This is a genomic window from Paraburkholderia phenazinium (assembly GCF_900142845.1).
Classification (GTDB): Bacteria; Pseudomonadota; Gammaproteobacteria; order Burkholderiales; family Burkholderiaceae; genus Paraburkholderia; species Paraburkholderia phenazinium_A.
On record NZ_FSRU01000001.1, the window covers coordinates 3,024,592 to 3,042,305 of the forward strand.

The window sequence follows — 17,714 nt, forward strand, 5'->3', positions numbered from 1 at the left end:
GATCAGATGCTGGCGATGAGGCCGCCATCGATCCGGACTGTCGAGCCAGTAATGTATGAAGCTCGGGGACTCGCAAGGAAGGTCACCACATCGGCGTACTCTTGCGGCTCGCCATACCGCCCCACCGGAATCGATCCAGTGCTCTCGGCAGCAACGTCCTCGACCGCTCGTCCTTCGCGCCCGGCCTTCGCTTCGTCAAGGAAGCGGATGCGATCGGTGGCGATACGCCCGGGCAGCACGATGTTGCAGGTTACGCCGTCGCGGCCGACTTCCCGCGCCAGTGTCTTCGACCAGCCGACCAGAGACATGCGCAATGCGTTTGATAGTCCGAGGTTCGGTATGGGCGAGACAACACCCGATGAAGTGCTGGTGATCACCCTGCCAAAACCACGTTCGCGCATGCCTGGAAGCACCCGGTCGGTGATCGATACCACCGACAGGACCATGCTCTCGAAATGCTTGCGCCACAGTGCTGCATCCTGTCCATGCGCCGGCGTCGGCGGGGGGCCTCCGGTGTTGTTGACCAGTATGTCGATAGGCCCCAGTTCGTCCTCGATCCGACCGACGTGACTGTCCACAGTCGACAGATCGCCAAGATCCCACTGAAGCGCAATGGCATGCGAGCCCGCTTCTCTCACCGCTGTTGCGGTCTTTTCGGCTGCCGTCAGATCAATGTCGGCAACGGCAACGCGTACGCCCTCAGCCGCAAGCGTTCGCGCGATGACGCCGCCCAGACCGCCACCACCGCCAAGCACGAGGGCGGTCTTATCTTTTAGCTGTAGGTCCATCGTCTTTTCCTGTGAAAAACTGGTTAGCCATTTACTGCTGCTCGCGGACCGGCACGTCACCGGGCTCCGCAACAGCGTCAACTTCAATACGCACGCCGTTCAACGCGCATCCGATGGTGGTGCGTACGGGCGCGGCACTGCCCATCACTTTGGCGTACACGGCGTTAAAGCGCGGGAATTCGCTGATGTCCGACAGATACACCTGGACGCGAACCAGCCGGCTGAAATCAGTGCCGGCGTCTTCCAGAACAAGACGCAGATTGTCGAGCACCGCGCTCGTTTGCTCTTCGATCGTGTCGCCAATAATGTTTCGCTCAGGATCTCGCGGTACCTGACCCGCCACGAAAATCAGTCCGCCTGCGCGGCGCCATAGGCTGTAGTGACCGCCTGTGGACGGTTGCTTGCTCAATTCGGTCATGTGTGAAGTCTCAAGGTGGGAAGAATAGGGACATGAATCCGCAGGCATCCGTCTTCGGCGATCACCGGGTCAACGCGACAACCGAACGCTCGTTGCCGAGTTGCTCGCGGTATTCCCACTGCCCGTCGAGGGATCGAACCAGGGCGTTGCTGTACAGGTAGGCCGTGGTACACGTGTGCTCCGGGATCAGTAACAGCCGGTCGCCCGTATGAAGTGCGTCGCTGCGAATGACCGTGTGCTCCTCGTTCATCATCACGATGTCGCCGGCGCCTTCAAAACGCTGTAGCAGCGGCTTGTCCGGTGAGATCGCCTTACTGCCGGCGTCCAGCGTCGACGTGCCGTTGCGCGTTGAAACAACCGTCGTCAACACGAACCCGGCCGCAACCCAGTTGTGATGCGTGAGCTCCCTCAGGTGCTGGGCGTTCGAATACACCCAGGTGCCCGGCGACACATATCGCATCACAGAGCGCGGCCACAGGTCGAACGTATAGCTGCATGCGCCGACGACGTCGGCATCGATGCCGTCTTCACGCAGGCTCGACTGCAGCAACTCCAACGTACCGGCAAGCTTTTCCACTTTAGCTTTACGCTCGTCATAGGCGCCGCGAATATGGCCGTCGTAAACATGCCACCCCGCAAGCCGACCTAGCCGCTCCACCCCACGCGCGAGTTCGAGTGCTGCCTCGTCCATCGCCACGCCTGTACGCCCCATCCCCGGATCGAGGTCGACACGCAGCCGGACGGAAGACGAGGCGCCGTCGAGTAGCCGCGTCCATACGTCCAGTCCCTCGCGAGAGTCGATGAGGCCCGTGAGTTCGGCCTTCGGAAACACCGAAGCCAATTCGATAAACCGGGCGATGTTTTGCGGGTTGACGGTAGGGAACGCCCAGGTGACGCGCGTGGCGCCGGCAGCCAGGACCATTTCGACTTCGGCAAGCGTGCTTGCCTTGAAAGCGTCGACGCCATTGGCCAGCAGCAATGCAACAAGCCACGCGGCGCGGTGGGTCTTCACATGCGGCATCAGCCGCTGAACGCCGCCGCACGCTTGCGCGGTGACCTTCAGATTGTGCAGGACGCGGTCCTCCATCACCACAAAGCACGGTGTCGAGACCGCCGGCACCAGGTCCGCGGCAACCGGATTGAACGGGTTATTCGTTGTCATAGAGTCATAGTGATAGAGCGTTGGAGTCGTCTCGCGCGGATGAATCGCATCGAAGAACGAACTCGCATCGACGGCGGTTGGCTAGTGACGCAGGTCGGACAGGAATGCCTTTGCCCGCGGGTGTTGCGGCGATCGAAAAAATGTTTGCGGATCGGCTACCTCGAGAATCGCGCCGCGATCCATGAACCAGACGCTGTCGCTCACTTCCCGCGCAAACCCCATTTCGTGGGTCACGCACATCATCGTCATGCCATCTCTGGCAAGCGACTTCATCACGTTGAGCACTTCGCCAACCATCTCAGGATCAAGCGCGCTGGTCGGCTCGTCGAACAGCATTACCGGCGGCTCCATGGCCAGCGCGCGCGCAATCGCGACGCGTTGTTGCTGTCCTCCGGACAACTGCTGCGGATATGCGTTCGCCTTGCTGGCCAGACCCACCCGATCGAGCAGCGCCAATGCCTGCCGCTTCGCATCCGCACGGTTTTTCCCGGCCGCCTTCATCGGTGCGAGGCACACGTTGTCGAGCGCCGACAGATGAGGAAACAGGTTGAACTGCTGAAACACGAAGCCAACACGGGTGCGAAACCGGTTCAGGTTCAACGAAGCCTGATGGACACTCGTTCCGTCGACCGTGATCCCGCCACCCTGAATCTCCTCGAGGCGGTTGACGGTGCGGATTAGCGTCGACTTGCCCGACCCGGAAGGACCGCACACGACCACCACCTCGCCTCGCTTCACCTCGGCGGTGACGTCGACGAGCGCCTGATACTCGCCGTACCACTTATTAACTTTGGAGAACTGAATCATTGATGACACTCCTGACTTCTTGCATCTTTCCTGAGGCACGCCGACGCGCGATAGACCGCTCTATGAGATGTGCGCATTGGGTGAGCGTGTAGCACACCACAAAGTAGGTCAACGCAAGAATGAAGAAAACCTGAAACGGTTTGGTAAGAAGACTGGCGTTAATCTGCTGGGCTGAAAACGTCATTTCCTGGACACTGATCACATAGCCTATCGACGTGTCCTTCACCGTCGATACGCATTGACTGAGAATGCTAGGCAACATGTTGTACAGCGCCTGCGGCAGAATCACGTGACGCATCGTCGCGCCGTAACTCATCCCGAGTGAGCGTGCGGACTCGGTCTGCCCTTTCGGCAAGGATTCGATGCCCGCGCGGACAATCTCACTCAGGTAGGCCGCCTGATAGATCACCAGCGTGACGACCAGGGTCGTGAATGCGCTGACCAGATGACCGATCAGGCCCGGCACGAGGAAATAACTCCAGAACACCAGCATCACGAGCGGCACACCGCGCACGATGTAGACGAGCACCGTCGAAGGCACGCTCAGCAATCTGTAGGGCGAAACCCGGCATAACGCCAGCAGCACGCCAAGCGGAAACGCAAAGGCGAGACCGAGCAGCGCGAGAATCAGTGTGAGCGCGAGACCGCCAACCGGTCCGTTCGGATATTGTCCGAGCAGCAGGAAATGCGCGTTGTGGATGAGTATGTCGAGCATCGCTTATTTCGCCAGGATACGGGTGCGGCGCGCGACCGCCGCGCCCACACCCATCAGGCCCAATGAAATGGCCAGGTAGATGACCGTCCCAACCAGATAGATCTCAAAGGTTCGAAACGTCTGATTCTCGATGTCACGCACGGTGTAGGTCAGTTCCGCAACACCGATGGCCATCGCCAGACTGGTATTCTTGAAGAGCACCACGGTATGGTTAATGAACGGCGGCATGGCGATGCGAAAGCCTTGTGGCAGGATCACGTAACGCATCGACTTGGCAAAGCTCAAACCCAGCGAGCGGGCGGCCTCATGTTGACCGGCGGATACCGCCCGCAGGCCGCTTCTAATATCTTCCGAGTAGTACGCTGCCATGCACAGGCCAATGGCAATCGACGCGAAGATGAATTCGCCCCCATGTGAGTTGATCCATGCTTGCGCGCTGTCCGGCAGCAGCGTCGGAACCCCGAAGTACCAGAGGAACAGTTGCGCGAGCATCGGCACGTTCTGATGGAAGGCAACGTAACCGGCGACGATCTTCTCGATGAGCGGGTTACCTATCGCGCGCAGCGTCGCCAGCACCGTGCCGAGCGCAACAGCGAGTACCCAGCTCGTCAGTGTAAGCAGCACGGTGTACTGCATTCCCCACATGAGGTGCTTCAAATTCTGAGCCGTGAAGATGCTCGAAAAATTGAGATGCGATAACATACGGAATCCTCATCACAAAAAAGCAGCTCGGAGTTCAGCTTTTGATCGGCCCGACCTTGAAATCGCGATGCATCTGATAAATCGTGTTGGGGCCGAGCCATTTGTCGAAAATCTGCTGGGCCTCACCTGACTTTTCCATTCCGTCCAGCGCGTTATTCACTGCGTCGAGCAAAGCGGGTTCGCCCTTCTTCATACCCAGTCCCCAGTATTCGAGACCTACCGGCGGCAACAGCGCTTCCACTTTGGTGTCTTGACCGAGTTTGGCGGCAAAGCGATGCATGATGGGCTCGGACACGACAAAGCCATTGACCTTGCCCTGCACCATGGCCAGGAATGCGGATGGCGAATCGTCGTAGCTGACGAGCTGCACGCTCGGCATGACCTGACTCATGATTGCGATATTGCTGGAGCCCTTGATCGTACTGACGCGCTTGCCGTCGAGATCGTCCCGCGCCTTGAACGGGCCGTCGGTCTTCACCGCAATGACCTGCCTTGCGACGTAATACTGATGCGTGAATGCGAGCTGTTCGGCGCGCGCCGGCGAGTAGCCAAGCACAGCGGCGAGCACATCGACACGGCCTTGCAACAGTTCCGGAATGCGCGCTTCCATCGACACCACCTGCAACACGGGTTTGACGCCCAGCGCCTTCGCAACGCCCTTGCAGTAGTCGACGTCGTAACCCACGATCTCCCGTGACGCCGGATCCTGAAAGCCAAACGGCTCGAAGTTGGCCAGCACTCCGCACACCAGCGTTCCGCGCGCTTTGATATCTGCGAGCTGGTCAGCCTGTGCGGTACCCGCAACCAGGGCTAGGGCGAACCCAAGCAATGCGGCGGCTATTTTGTTAGACGATTTCATGCGATCTCCGTAGACAGTGTGCTTCAAAGCGCAACCGCGAGCGTTCGATGTGCTCGATCTGCATTGCTGGGGACTTGGAGACCCTATTCTTGGTGGAAAAAAATACCAAATAAAGAGATATTTGTGCATACTTGTCCATTCCAAAATGAGATTGATTTGAGAGGGGCTGCGTGGCACATCAGATCACTTTTCTGCAACTCGAAGCATTGGTTGCAATCGCGGATATGGGTTCGTTCGAAGCGGCCGGGCGCAAGCTCGGCAGCGTTCAATCCGGCGTATCGCGCCACGTTCGCGAGCTGGAGAATCAATTCCCGAAGCCGCTTTTCGACCGCGGTTCACGATCGGCACGGCTGACCGTCGACGGCCTCGAGGTACTCTCGCAAGCGCGCACGATTCTTCAGCAACGCGATGCGCTGGTCAGTCAATATGCGAGCGAGAAAGTATTGCGGCGCTCGTTGAGGCTGGGTGTGACTGAACTTGCGGCGCTAACCTGGTTACCTGGCTTCATCGACGCACTGCGTTCTACCTATCCGCTAGTGGATGTCGAACTTGAAGTGGGTGGTGTCGCTGTGGAACTCTACGAAAAGCTCAGACTGGCGCAACTGGATCTGGTCATCGTTCCCGACACGCCACGCTGGGCGGACATGTTGAGGTTCCCGCTCGCGAACGTGCGTAACGGCTGGTTCTGCAGTCCCACGTTCGGCCTCAAGCGGCGCAGGCTCGCCGTGTCGGAACTCGGTCAGTTAACCTTACTATCCCAGTCTGCCGACTCGGCGGTGGGACATGTCATGAGCAAATGGCTCGAGCGTAATGGTGTGCAACCGCGCAGCATCCTCACCTGCAACAACTTCGCGGCGCTTGGCGGCATGGCGAGCGCCGGTCTGGGTGTCGCCAGTCTGCCGGACGCCATCTCCGGCGAACTCGTGACGCTGGGACTGTTGCGTGAAGTTCTTGTGACGCCGGTAATGCCGCCGGTGCGCTATGTCGCCGTTGCGCGGCAAGACTCGCTGACCCCGTTCCACCGCAAGGTCATCACGCTCGCGCGCGCGACGTGCAATTATGGAATGCGCTATCAGGACGCCGACGCACGCGAACCGCTCGCCAACGAGGCTAAATAGCGATGCTGACCGTCAAGCAGATTGAGACGTTCTACTGGGTCGCGAAGCTCGGGACGGTTCAGCGGGCGGCCGACAAGCTGCATATCACGCAATCCGCGGCAACCAAGCGCCTGCAGGATGTCGAAGCGAAGTCCGCTGCGCGTTTGTTCGAAGGAAGCGGCAAGAAAGCGAGGTTGTCTGCGAAAGGGCACGAAATGTTCGCCCTGTGCGAGGGTTTGCTGGACAGCATTGGGCGACTGGAAGCCTACCAGGACGCCGACCGGCATATGGCCCGCGTGCTGCACATCGGCCTGACCGAACTGGTGGCGTTGACGTGGTTCCCGGCGTTCCTCCAGCAGATGCGCGAACTGTTCCCCAATCTCGTTCTGCAACCCCATGTGGACATGTCCGGACCGCTGCAAGAGCGGGTGCTCGATGGACGCCTCGACCTCGCAATTTTGCCCGAGGCCGAGTTGCCCGCATCGGTCGAGCGCGTGGTGCTTGGGCGTGCCCGCTTCGCCTGGTTTTGCCGTCCCGGCGCGTTCGACAGCAAGCGCACAGTGCCGCTGCACGAACTGGGCACCGTTCCCGTCATCGAGCAGATTCCCGCATCCATCATCACGATCCTGAGTTCAAGAACCTTCGAAAGTGCGGGCGTCGATCCTGAGCGTATTTGCGGCGGCAACAACGCGGTCGTGGTGGGCGGCCTCGTAGCGGCCGGAGTTGGCGTGAGCCTGCTGCCCGTCGATCTTTTCAGGCAGCAAATCCAGAACCGGCTCATGCAAATCGTGATGACCAACCCACCTGCACCGATGGTTCGCTACGACGCGATTTTTCTGAAGCAATCACATTCTGCGCTGGGGTACATGGTGGCCGACGTTGCACGGCGTTGCTGCGACTTCACTTCATCGGTGCAACAACCGGCAGCGCGTTAAAGGCAATCCGCCGAAGTCCATCTGTTCCGCTAGCCTCAAGACCGCGCGAAACATGGCCAGCCGCCAGAGCGGCAGCCCCATGAACAGCCGGGGATTGCCGAGGCGGCCTGCTTACCCGGTGTGCTGCGCGGTAGAACCACCGAGAAGGCGATGCGTTGCAATCGGACTGAGTCCGGTCTCGCATGCGGGTGTTCCCTTCTCCAGATGGATAACCAGGTCGTGGGTGGTGGAGCGGCGTGTGAGCATGAGGCAGGTGACTTCGTTCTGCAGGACGCGGGTCGAATGCCAGCAATGTGGCCGCATGCATACGCCCTCGCCAACCGGTATCAGGAACGCCTGCAGGGAATCGAGATCCGGACGGCCATCCGGGGTGCTCGTCGCGACAATCTGTATGACTGACCCGGTCAACGGAACGATTGCCTGCTGTGTCAGCCAGTGAGCCTCAAGACTCTCTACGGTATCTTCGCTGTTTCTGTATTTGACCCACAGGACTTCCGTCTCCCCAGCCATGCCTGTGTCGAAGAGGTGCTCGTGCCAGAAATCTGAGGATGGACTGGTGTACGACGGAATGCCATCGGCGATCCGCAGCGGTTTACCCAGCATCCAGCCGTAAGCTTCAAAGGCGTCGGCGGTCAGTGGCTCGATTGTCAGGGATCGAAGAATCGGCATTTCGGAAAACCTTTGCGCTTAAAGGGTGACAGTGAGAACGGTACGGTTTGCCGCGCCAGCCTATGAGTTCGGCGGCGCGGCCCCCGTATCGGGAAATAGTGCGAATTCCGGGCCGTTGGCCAGGCTGAAATCGAGCACCACTTTCAGCGCCAGCCGCGTAATGGATTCAAATAGCAGACTGTCCGGGCTACGACGGAACGAGGCCACCAGCGCAAGTGTCGGGACGCGATGCGTCACCTTGAGCAATTGCAGATGTCCGGACTCCAGTTCGCGCATGACAAAGGCCGTCGGCAACACCGCAATGCCGAAGCCGTCGAGGACCAACCGGATGATCGCGGCAACCGACGAAACACAGTTGATCTGGACATGCGACTCGCCACTTGTCGCGAACAACTCGTTTAGAAAGACATGCGGTGACGAATGCCGTGCGAAGCTGATGATAGGAAAAGCAGCCAGTTCCCCTTCCGACATCGCTTCGGCCGACAGGTTGAGGGACGGGCTCGCTACCCACCGCATCGGCAGACTACCGAGAGGGACATTCACGGCATCGGCACCGGTGACGTTCGTCGTCAGCAGTGCGATGTCGACATTGCCATTGACGAGTTGAGCCGAAAGATGGGCTGTCGTGTCGGAGGTCAGTTCAATGGCCAGATTCGGGTACTCTTCCCGCACCCGTCTCAACAGGTCGGGCAGCCAGGTGTGCACAACCGACTCGATCACGCCAAGGCGCAGCAATCCCGCGACCTTGGAACGGTCACTGACGCTTGTGAACATGTCCTGGTTCAGCTTCAGGATCTGCTCTGCGAACACCAGGGCCTTGCTTCCCTCCTGGGTGAGCGTCACGTCTCGCGGCCCCCGCTCGAACAGCCGCACGCCGAATTCCTGCTCGAGGGCCGAAATCCGGCTGGAGATCGCGGCTTGCGTCGCGTGCAGGCGTTCGGCGGTCAACCGGAAATTGCGCAGCTTGGCCAGCCATACAAACGTTTCAAGAAAACGGATGTTCATGGGACACCGTGTTGATGCGTCGAATAGCAAACGGCGAACAGCGGGCAATCCAGCATGTTGGCGACATATGGATATTTTCGGTCAGTTTATCGCGGTGCCGTGCCGTGCGTGACAAGAAAAATTAACCGCTCGGACCAACATTTATTTGTTAGACATTGAGTCCCTGCTCGTCAAGACTGACATTCGAGACTCAACTCGGGACTCCACTCGGCAGTGGTGCCGCACGTGACGCTGGTTCGCCCGTCCGTCAACCCGGTGAAAGGTAGCGATGAACACACTTGAATGTGAAATCGACGGCAGTACAGGTTTGCGTCACCTCTACTCGGTCGATATGCTGGCCCACACTGGGTAGCGCCGATGAAACCTATTCGCCAACTGCATGAAGCGCTTGCCGATTCGAGGCTTTCCGCAAGCGAATTGCTCGAGCAAAGCGCGGCCACAATCGCCCGCGACGCGGGCAGAAACGATTCCACCTACACAAGTCTCGACATTGCCGGCGCACGCGTGGCGGCGGCAACCAGCGATTCGTTGCGCCAGCGCGGCTATGTGCCGTCGTCATTGGCCGGTTTGCCCGTATCGGTCAAAGATCTGTTCAATATCAAGGGGCAACGTACGACCGCCGGTTCCCGGGTCTTCTCCGACGCCGCGCCGGCCGTCCGCGACGCGCTCGCAGTCGCACGATTACGCGACGCAGGTGCAGTCTTTGTAGGCCGCACCAACATGAGCGAGTTTGCGTTCTCAGGATTGGGGCTCAATCCGCATTACGGAACGCCACCCAACCCGCTCGACACACAGTGGGTGGCAGGGGGATCGAGCTCAGGTGCGGCAACCTCGGTAGCCCTCGGCCACGTCGTCTGTGCGCTGGGTACTGACACCGGCGGGTCGCTACGTATTCCGGCAACATTCTGCGGGTTGACCGGCTTCAAGCCCACGGCCCGCCGCGTCCCTCTGGACGGAGTATTGCCCTTGTCCACCTCATTCGACTCGGTCGGCCCGATCGCTCGAAGCGTCGACTGCTGCGCACTGGTTGATGCTGTGCTGTCGGGGCAGGTACTCGATACGGCCGCACGCCCTTTGTCCGGCGTGCGTTTCGGCGTCACGACTGACTACGTCAGCGACGACATCGACGAAGCGATTCGCTACGCGTTCGATCGCGCGGTCGGTCTGCTGCGCCGCGCCGGCGCATCGGTCGAACACTTCGCATTCCCCGAACTGTATGAAATGGCAAACCGCTATCCGCTTGCCGGAATCACAGCCATCGAGGCATGGGCATGGCATCGCAAGTGTGTCGATCGCGCGCCAAACGCGTACGATCCGCGCGTGCTGAAACGTCTGAAGGTAGGAGAGGGGCGCAGCGCGGCCGACTATATCGAGTTGCTCGCTGCGCGCGAGGGGTTCATTCGGGCAGCGCGGATGCGTCTTCTGAAGTTCGACGCCTGGCTCATGCCAACGGTTGCCATCGCGCCACCGGAAATCGCTGCTCTGGAGCAGGACGACGGTTACTTCTTTGCCGTGAACTCGAAAGTGCTGCGCAACCCGAGCATCATAAACTTCATGGACGGCTGCGCCCTATCCGTGCCATGTCATCGTCCGGGCGAGCCGCCGGTAGGACTGTCGATCTGCGGGACAGCGCTTGCCGACGCCGCGATCCTGTCAATTGGACGCAGCGTCGAGGTGCTGTTGAGCGACGCTTCAGCATCGAACAAAGCATCAGATTTGTTTATTGCTCGCCAATAAAATTAGTCGTTGGACGGCGCAAATTGGCGTTTGAATACTGCGCCTCATGCCCGGCGTCTGCTGTCGTTACACGCCACGGGTCCCCGGATGCCAAAACATACGGCTCTTCGTCCACTCTCGAATCAAGGATCTACTCGTGACTCACTATTCCAGCACGCTTCGCCTGTCGCGTCGTCCCCTCACGATCCTGGTCGGTGCGGCCCTTCTGGCGTTCGGCGGCCGCAGTTTCGCCGCCCCTTCCGTCGTCCTGATCGGACATGCCGCCCCGCTGACCGGACAGCTTGCCCACATGGGAAAGGACAGCGAAAACGCGGCACGGCTGGCGATCGATGAGATTAACAGCCAGCATCCCGTGATTGACGGAAGGCCCGTGATGTTCCAGCTTGACTCGCAGGACGATGCTGCCGATCCGCGTACCGGCACGCAGGTCGCACAGAAGCTTGTCGACGACGGCGTGGTGGCGGTTGTGGGCGACATCAATTCGGGCGTGTCGATTCCTGCCTCGAAGATTTACAGCGGCGCAGACATCGTACAGATTTCGCAGGGCTCGACGAACCCCACGTACACGCTGCAGGGTTACAAGACAACGTTCCGCGTAGTCGCAACTGATGCGCTTCAGGGACCGGCGCTTGCCAACTATGCGCTGGACTCGCTGCACGCCAGGACGATTGCCATTGTTGACGATTCAACGGCCTACGGCCAGGGACTTGCCGATGAATTCGAAAAGGCCGCGAAGGCGAAAGGCGCCAATATCGTCACGCGTGAAGCAACCAACGACAAGGCGATAGACTTTCGCGCAATCCTCACGAAGATCAAGGGCCTGCACCCCGACGTGATCATGTACGGCGGCTCGGATGCAACAGCTGGACCGCTAGCGAAGCAGGCGGCGAACCTCGGGATCACGGCGAAAGTGCTGGGAGGCGATGGTGCATGCACGGACAAGATGATCGATCTGGCTGGCGACGCGATAGGCAACGTTACATGCTCGGAGGCAGGTTTGGCATTGTCGAGAATGCCGAAGGGACAGGACTTCGACAAGCGCTACGTCGCCCGTTTCAGGACCCCGATCGACGCCTACGCGCCATTTACCTACGACGCGGTCTACGTCATCTACTCCGCAATGAAGCGGGCGAATTCGACCGAGCGAACGAAGATCCTTGCCGCGATGCCTTCAACACAGTATGACGGCGTCATCGGTCACATTGCGTTCGATCCGCACGGTGACCTCAAGGATGCAGCCATCACGATCTATCAGTTTAAGGACAAAAAGAAAACGGTGATGGACGTCATCAAGATGTAACTGACGAATCCATCGAGCACCGCGGTCTCACGAGGCGTTCGAGCCTCGGTTCATCCCGACCAACGGACCTTCACACGGACGATGTTGGGCGTCTTGCCTTAACGGCTCGACGCCGGCACGCGTTCTGCCTTGCCCCTCTACTGTCTTGCCGAAGTGGGCAGCCCCAAGAGGTCGCACGCAAGACTAACGACCTTCTCGATTTCCTCGGGCGCGCGTGGATCCAGGCCAGTCATCCGGCTGTACTCGTTCGCAAACACAATGCTGGTGTTGATGATGCCAATTATCGCGTAGTGAAGCTGCCCCGGATTGCCGGCGCGTACTACGCCCGCCAGTTGTCCGGCGCGAATGGCCTGCGTGGATATCTCGTAGGACGGACGGATGTAATTCTCGATCAACCAATCGAATCGGTCGCTTTCTATCTGACCTTCAAACGCGACCAATCGATGGAATTCGGGATGCCTCGCAGTGAAGGTCGCGAATGCGTGGAACATGTCACGCAGCACCATACCCGGTCCCTCTGTAGCCGCTTTCTCCACCCAGTGCGACGCGCTTAATTCCCGCGTGCTGTCGCCAAAAATCGACCTGACGACCTCGCGCCACAGCGCGTCTTTAGTCTTGAAGTGGTAGACGACCAACTGATGCATTTCGCCAGCATGCTTGGCAATCTGACGCAGACTCGATCCCTCGAAGCCCGACGTGGCAAAAACTTGCAGCGCCGAGGCCAGGATGCGGGAGCGGCCATCGGATGGGTTTCCCGATTTGGAAGTGTTCATGCTGACGCCCTTCAGTGCCCGTAAAACGGGATTGTTGACTTTCCGACTGGAAAGTATATCATCGCAATAACTTTCCGATCGGAAAGTCAACAAATGAGGACATGATGAAACGGGTAATCATCGTCGGAGGCGGCTATGCCGGCGCAAATCTCGCAAGAGCGCTGGACAAGGTCGCAGAGGTGTGTGTCGTCGAGGCGCGCGACCATTTCGTCCATAACGTTGCGGCGATACGCAGCGTGGTCGATCCGTCGCTGCTGCCGCAGATCGTGATTCCCTACGATCGCCTGTTGCGGCGCGGCCGGGTCAGGCAAGGTCTCGTGACTAGCGTGTCTGACGGTGGCGTCACACTGGCGAACGGCGAGACGATCGAGGGCGATGCGGTGATTGTCGCGACCGGCTCGAGCTATGCGCGCCCGTTCAAACCCGCCTGGCATTTTGCGCAGGCATTCACGGACAGCATGAAGGACGCCCATGCGGGTCTGCTCGAAACGGATCGCGTCGCGATCGTCGGCGGCGGTGCGGTGGGCGTGGAACTGGCCGGCGAGATCGCGGCGGCGCATCCGCGCAAGCGCGTCACGCTGATATCCGGCGCGCCCACGCTGATGCCCGGTTACCCGGAGAAGCTGGCCCATTCGCTTGAGGCACAACTGCGCGCCAAGGGTGTCGCCCTTCATTTCGACACACGGGTCGCGAATCTCGAATCGACGGAATACCCGTATCTCGGCACGCTGGCGTGCATGCCCGACACGTCCGGTGAGCAACTGATCTTTCCCGCGCTCGGTGCGCGACCTGTCACCGCTGTGTTCCAGCAGATGCCGAACGCCCGCTTCAATCCGCAAGGCAGAGTCAAGGTCGACGCATGGTTGCGGCCGGCGCGTGCACAACGGGTGTTCGCGTTCGGCGACGCCGCGGCCACCGGCGACCCAATGACGATCGTCGCCATCACCCGCCAGGTGCCATGGCTCGTCAAGGTCGTGGCGGCCATGCTTGACGGGCAGTCAGTGGAGTCGCAGCCTACCTATCTTCCGTGGTCATCCAGGGGCATTCTCGTGCCGCTCGGCCCGCGCGACGGTGCGAGTGTGCTGCCGGTCACGCGCAACGGTGTGCTTGTCGGTAAATGTCCCACGGCATTGATCAAGGGGCGCGACCTGTTCATTCCCCGTTACCGCAAGGACTTCGGCTATTCGGGGCAATTCGCATGAGTACCTCGCAAACCACGCACCGTGTAGCCGGGGCGTCGTGGATCTCGCCCGCGCTCTGGGTTCTGGCGATCGCCAGCGTGGTGTCTCACTTCACGGCCGTGCTGTTGCATCTGCCCCAGGCGGTCGGCGGGGCGATGCTTGCACTGTCGCTACTGCTGTTTGGCCTGCTGCACGGCGCGTCCACTTATGGATGGCGCGGCATTCTGTTTTTTATCGTCGCCTGCCTCGGCATCAGTAACGCGTTCGAGAATCTGAGCATCGTCACGGGCTTTCCGTTCGGGGCGTATCACTACACCGATGCGATGGGCCCGAAACTATTTCTCGTTCCGCTGCTGATCGGCCCGGCATACTTTGGCGTCGGGTACCTGTCGTGGACGCTTGCGCGCGCCATTCTGGGCGACGTGTCCGGCAAGCTGCGTGGCGTGCTGTCTGTTGCGACGCCTGTTATCGCGAGCTTCATCATGGTGAGCTGGGATCTGACCATCGATCCGATGATGTCGACGATCACCGGCAACTGGGTCTGGCATCACGGCGGCGACTATTTCGGCGTGCCGTTCGTCAATTTTCTCGGCTGGTATCTGACTGTTTATGTGTTCTACCAGGTGTTTGCGCTATACGCGCGGCGCCTTGACTCACCGCACTCGGAGATACCCGGTTACTGGATCAAGCCGTTGCTTGCCTACAGTTCGATGATTGTCGCGCCCGTTTTAAGCTTGCTGTTAGACACGCAGGCGGGGTCGGTGACCGATCCCGCTGGCACTGTGTGGCAGCTCCATGACATTCGGGCGGTAACAACTCTCGTGGGCCTGTTCACGGTCCTACCATTCTGGCTACTGGCCGTATTCCTTTCGGTCCGCCGTGTTCGGGAGTAGGAGTGCTCCAAGGCGACTCTGGCGTGCGGCAGGGCGCTGAGCCGGTGCAATTGTCGTCCTGCCATGTTGCCCTCCAATCCTACCCACAAGGCGCTTTAAAATCAGCGGTCTACAGGACGTCTACGGAAAATACCGGAATGCCCGGGAAGCCTTGACTGGCGGAAGGCAGCAGGCGCCAACAGTCGCCGGCAAAGCCACACCAGGTTTGACTCCCGCACACCCGAACCACGACGTACCTATCATCCTACCCATACAGCAAAATCAATCGTCTGGACAGGTCAGAAAATGGCACGCAGGCGCTTCCGATCCGGTCCTTGCGAACTGGCCTCGAATCCCCACTCGATCATCAACAGACCACCCAAACCCGCGTGGTTAAAGGATTTGGCTGTGATCGACACGGGCCTTTAGCCATGAAAACCTTCAGCATGAGTGGAATGAGTGTCACCGCGTCGACTGTCTCACCGTAGGTCTGCACATGCAACGCGGCGTAGCGATCAAGGTCAGCCTTGAGCGGTGCCGGACATGCGCCGATGCGGCCCACGAGCTTCACTCGCCGCTTGCAGCGCTGAAACTACAGTTGCAGGCAGCTACGAGAAGCAGTACGTTGAAGGACGATGGTCAAACGCTTGAACGTATCGACATGCGGCTCAATCGCATCATCCGGCTCTTACAGCAACTATTGACGCTCGCACGCGACGATGCGCAGGCTGCGATCGAAGGTACAGTGGTCAGTTTGCATCGAATCGGTGACTCTTGGCGACTTTGACGCAGCCGATGAGCGTTATCCAAGAACTTATCCGTAAATTATGTTGACGTTCAACGGCACCTTGCGAAAGGCGATGATGGCAGCGGCAAGATGGTTTAGGGCGATGAAACTACGTTCGAGTTTTTCGTATCGAACGAGCGGTCTGCGAAAGCGGTTGAACCAACTACGACAGCCTTCAACCAGTTCGATTGCAATAAGGCGGTCGGCTATGATGCGTGGAACAAGATGAACGACTGAAAGCCTGATGAAGACGCTGAATCCAGCCGTGGCTCGCGTGCTCAAACGCCCGCATTACCCGCTTGATGGAATCCTGACGTGCGTGCGTTGGTACGTGTCTTATGCGCTAAGCCTGCGAAACCTGGAAGAAATGATGGCGGGGCGAGGCATCTCGGTGGATCACTCAACCGTGCATCGTTGGGCCCTCAAGCTGCTGCCGGTGCTGGAGAAAGCGTTTCGCCGCCACAAACGCCCCGTCGGCAAGAGCCGGCGCGTCGATGAGACCTACATTAAGGTCCAGAGAGCGTCATGATGTTGCCTAGAGAGTAAATCTAACTATTATCTCGGCAAGTTTTCTCCCAAGTCTAGTGTGTTTACCCATGAGCTTAGACCGTTGACTTGGCCGATACGATTACAAAAATGTGTCGATGATCCCCCTACCCCAAAACGAGTCTCGTGAGCGGGTTCGGCGATGCAGCAAACCGTCGTCTGTCGAGCGCCTAGCGCCACTGCTCGGCGACTTCGTCGGCAAGCGCGAGTTTCTCGCGGATAACCTTTGCAATACCTGTCTGCGAGTCCCGCAAACCGTCTATTTGCGACAGCGCAAATTTTCCCGCCAACGAGTTCGTGCGCCGTATCAATCGCCCGTCAATTCCCGATATTCGTATGGCTAGTCGCTTTATCTCGTCGAACTGATTTCTTGCCCCACCAAAGTCTGGTGTGACGTCAGCGCGCGCGCGAAACTGCGCACTCAGTTCGGAGGCGTATTCGGACGACTGTCCAAGCCGATCCATGTCGATCAGGAGATCCGAACCGTCGACTATCCGCGACGCGCAGAGGCTCCACAACGCCAGGAAGGCCCGGTACGCGTTGCTACTCTCGGCCGTGCGCGCATACTGTTCGCAAACCGCAGCGTACTCTTCGGCCGATGCATAAACGAACGGCGGCAGGCTCACTCCGAACGTCTCGACAACCTGTTTAACAACGGGTTCGACCTGGTTGAGACCAAGGACTCGAAATGGTGCTGCAACAAAGAACGGGTTGCTCCACTCCTGGTTTAGCAGCCACCCAGATGCGAACTGCGCTGCGGGATTTCGCAATACGACGGCATGCACCGCATGCGGAAAAGCGCTCCGGAGCCACGGCAAACGTCCTGCGGAGCGACAAAACTTGAAGACGGGCAATTTTCCCAGACCAGTCGACTGGTCCTGGAGATTTTTCAAATAGGTCCGCAATGCTGGAAATTCGTCGTCCGGTGTGTTTCCAAAACGATCGATACTAAAGCGTTTCCGGTATCCGACCACGCCGTACCCACACTCCTGTATGAATGAACGGTACTCTTCATAGTAAGGCTTACCAAGTGGCGGATGACCCGAATCTGACGTGGATCGAATGTTGGGTATCTCGGCGACCCTTAGCTCGCCGAGCAAATTGCCCAGTGGTTCGTAAAGGGCGTTCACCGGCTCCAGGGCCCGGAAGCGCGACCACACCCATGTTCCTGCGCTCCGCCAGCCGGTGTGCAAAAAGATCGCTTGCGCCAGCTCCTTTTCTTGCCCGGCAACGTACCGGTCGCTGGCAGGACATTTTGATGTGTCCGCCACACCGTCTCCATGACGCGAGGTAATTTCAAGTAACGTCATCGTCCGCTTTTTCCATGGATTTCTCATTCTCATGTAATTGGGATTGCAAAA

At 59.2% G+C, this 17,714-nt stretch carries 17 protein-coding genes and 4 pseudogenes; 8 read left to right on the top strand and 13 right to left on the bottom strand.

Annotated features, from left to right (window positions below):
- Nucleotides 1–2: 2 nt before the first annotated feature.
- The 7 genes from BUS12_RS13185 to BUS12_RS13215 all read right to left on the bottom strand — a co-directional run bounded on the left by BUS12_RS13185 (nt 3) and on the right by BUS12_RS13215 (nt 5,451).
- Nucleotides 3–788 (bottom strand): SDR family oxidoreductase, encoded by a 786-nt coding sequence (locus BUS12_RS13185; protein ID WP_074296105.1) that lies wholly within the window; start codon nt 786–788, stop codon nt 3–5.
- A gap of 31 nt (nt 789–819) precedes the next feature.
- Complete coding sequence (locus BUS12_RS13190; protein WP_074296106.1) at nt 820–1,206, bottom strand: RidA family protein; 387 nt, start codon at nt 1,204–1,206, stop codon at nt 820–822.
- Nucleotides 1,207–1,267: 61 nt separating this feature from the next.
- Entirely contained in the window at nt 1,268–2,293 is a 1,026-nt protein-coding gene (locus BUS12_RS13195) for an alanine racemase (RefSeq protein WP_253190142.1), read from the bottom strand.
- Nucleotides 2,294–2,449: 156 nt separating this feature from the next.
- Nucleotides 2,450–3,175 (bottom strand): amino acid ABC transporter ATP-binding protein, encoded by a 726-nt coding sequence (locus tag BUS12_RS13200; protein ID WP_074296108.1) that lies wholly within the window; start codon nt 3,173–3,175, stop codon nt 2,450–2,452.
- The gene (locus BUS12_RS13205) at nt 3,153–3,890 is read right to left on the bottom strand and encodes an amino acid ABC transporter permease (RefSeq protein WP_074296109.1); all 738 of its coding nucleotides are present in this window, start codon (nt 3,888–3,890) and stop codon (nt 3,153–3,155) included. Before BUS12_RS13205 ends, BUS12_RS13200 begins: the two co-directional genes overlap by 23 nt.
- A gap of 3 nt (nt 3,891–3,893) precedes the next feature.
- Entirely contained in the window at nt 3,894–4,592 is a 699-nt protein-coding gene (locus BUS12_RS13210; RefSeq protein ID WP_074296110.1) for an amino acid ABC transporter permease, read from the bottom strand.
- A 34-nt stretch (nt 4,593–4,626) separates the two neighbouring features.
- Nucleotides 4,627–5,451, bottom strand: a complete 825-nt coding sequence (locus BUS12_RS13215; protein ID WP_074296111.1) for an ABC transporter substrate-binding protein — start codon at nt 5,449–5,451, stop codon at nt 4,627–4,629.
- A gap of 170 nt (nt 5,452–5,621) precedes the next feature.
- Between BUS12_RS13215 and BUS12_RS13220 the strand changes: the two genes are divergently transcribed.
- Together BUS12_RS13220 and BUS12_RS13225 are read left to right on the top strand one after the other, a co-directional pair.
- Nucleotides 5,622–6,569 (top strand): LysR family transcriptional regulator, encoded by a 948-nt coding sequence (locus BUS12_RS13220; RefSeq protein WP_083640372.1) that lies wholly within the window; start codon nt 5,622–5,624, stop codon nt 6,567–6,569.
- A gap of 2 nt (nt 6,570–6,571) precedes the next feature.
- Nucleotides 6,572–7,483 (top strand): LysR family transcriptional regulator, encoded by a 912-nt coding sequence (locus tag BUS12_RS13225; protein WP_074296112.1) that lies wholly within the window; start codon nt 6,572–6,574, stop codon nt 7,481–7,483.
- 111 nt (nt 7,484–7,594) lie between these two features.
- On the opposite strand, the gene BUS12_RS13230 is transcribed toward BUS12_RS13225, so the two are convergent.
- Nucleotides 7,595–8,152: an ureidoglycolate lyase gene (locus tag BUS12_RS13230; protein ID WP_074296113.1), complete on the bottom strand. Its 558-nt coding sequence runs from the start codon at nt 8,150–8,152 to the stop codon at nt 7,595–7,597.
- 60 nt (nt 8,153–8,212) lie between these two features.
- Nucleotides 8,213–9,157 carry a LysR family transcriptional regulator gene (locus BUS12_RS13235; protein ID WP_074296114.1) on the bottom strand — a complete coding sequence of 315 codons (945 nt, stop codon included), beginning with the start codon at nt 9,155–9,157 and terminating at the stop codon, nt 8,213–8,215.
- 357 nt (nt 9,158–9,514) lie between these two features.
- Here BUS12_RS13235 and BUS12_RS13240 point away from each other — a divergent pair, with 357 nt between their 5' ends.
- Together BUS12_RS13240 and BUS12_RS13245 are read left to right on the top strand one after the other, a co-directional pair.
- Nucleotides 9,515–10,894, top strand: a complete 1,380-nt coding sequence (locus tag BUS12_RS13240; protein WP_074296115.1) for an amidase — start codon at nt 9,515–9,517, stop codon at nt 10,892–10,894.
- A 136-nt stretch (nt 10,895–11,030) separates the two neighbouring features.
- Nucleotides 11,031–12,194: a branched-chain amino acid ABC transporter substrate-binding protein gene (locus tag BUS12_RS13245; protein WP_437123863.1), complete on the top strand. Its 1,164-nt coding sequence runs from the start codon at nt 11,031–11,033 to the stop codon at nt 12,192–12,194.
- 137 nt (nt 12,195–12,331) lie between these two features.
- Here the strand turns inward: BUS12_RS13245 and BUS12_RS13250 are convergent, their stop codons facing one another.
- Nucleotides 12,332–12,967 (bottom strand): TetR/AcrR family transcriptional regulator, encoded by a 636-nt coding sequence (locus BUS12_RS13250; protein WP_074296116.1) that lies wholly within the window; start codon nt 12,965–12,967, stop codon nt 12,332–12,334.
- A gap of 101 nt (nt 12,968–13,068) precedes the next feature.
- Here BUS12_RS13250 and BUS12_RS13255 point away from each other — a divergent pair, with 101 nt between their 5' ends.
- Entirely contained in the window at nt 13,069–14,169 is a 1,101-nt protein-coding gene (locus tag BUS12_RS13255; protein ID WP_074296117.1) for an NAD(P)/FAD-dependent oxidoreductase, read from the top strand.
- Nucleotides 14,166–15,041 carry a carotenoid biosynthesis protein gene (locus BUS12_RS13260; RefSeq protein WP_074296118.1) on the top strand — a complete coding sequence of 292 codons (876 nt, stop codon included), beginning with the start codon at nt 14,166–14,168 and terminating at the stop codon, nt 15,039–15,041. Before BUS12_RS13255 ends, BUS12_RS13260 begins: the two co-directional genes overlap by 4 nt.
- Before the next feature lie 346 nt (nt 15,042–15,387).
- Here BUS12_RS13260 and BUS12_RS13265 read toward each other — a convergent pair.
- A pseudogene (locus tag BUS12_RS13265) lies at nt 15,388–15,567 on the bottom strand (DUF2274 domain-containing protein); the annotation flags it as partial.
- Here BUS12_RS13265 and BUS12_RS13270 point away from each other — a divergent pair.
- A pseudogene (locus BUS12_RS13270) lies at nt 15,568–15,792 on the top strand (histidine kinase dimerization/phospho-acceptor domain-containing protein); the annotation flags it as partial.
- 42 nt (nt 15,793–15,834) lie between these two features.
- Here the strand turns inward: BUS12_RS13270 and BUS12_RS38160 are convergent.
- Nucleotides 15,835–15,990, bottom strand: a pseudogene (locus tag BUS12_RS38160) (IS5/IS1182 family transposase); the annotation flags it as partial.
- Between the two features lie 61 nt (nt 15,991–16,051).
- Here BUS12_RS38160 and BUS12_RS13280 point away from each other — a divergent pair.
- Nucleotides 16,052–16,324: pseudogene (locus BUS12_RS13280) on the top strand (IS6 family transposase); the annotation flags it as partial.
- 199 nt (nt 16,325–16,523) lie between these two features.
- On the opposite strand, the gene BUS12_RS13285 reads toward BUS12_RS13280, so the two are convergent.
- Complete coding sequence (locus BUS12_RS13285) at nt 16,524–17,663, bottom strand: hypothetical protein (protein ID WP_253190063.1); 1,140 nt, start codon at nt 17,661–17,663, stop codon at nt 16,524–16,526.
- Nucleotides 17,664–17,714 lie beyond the last annotated feature (51 nt).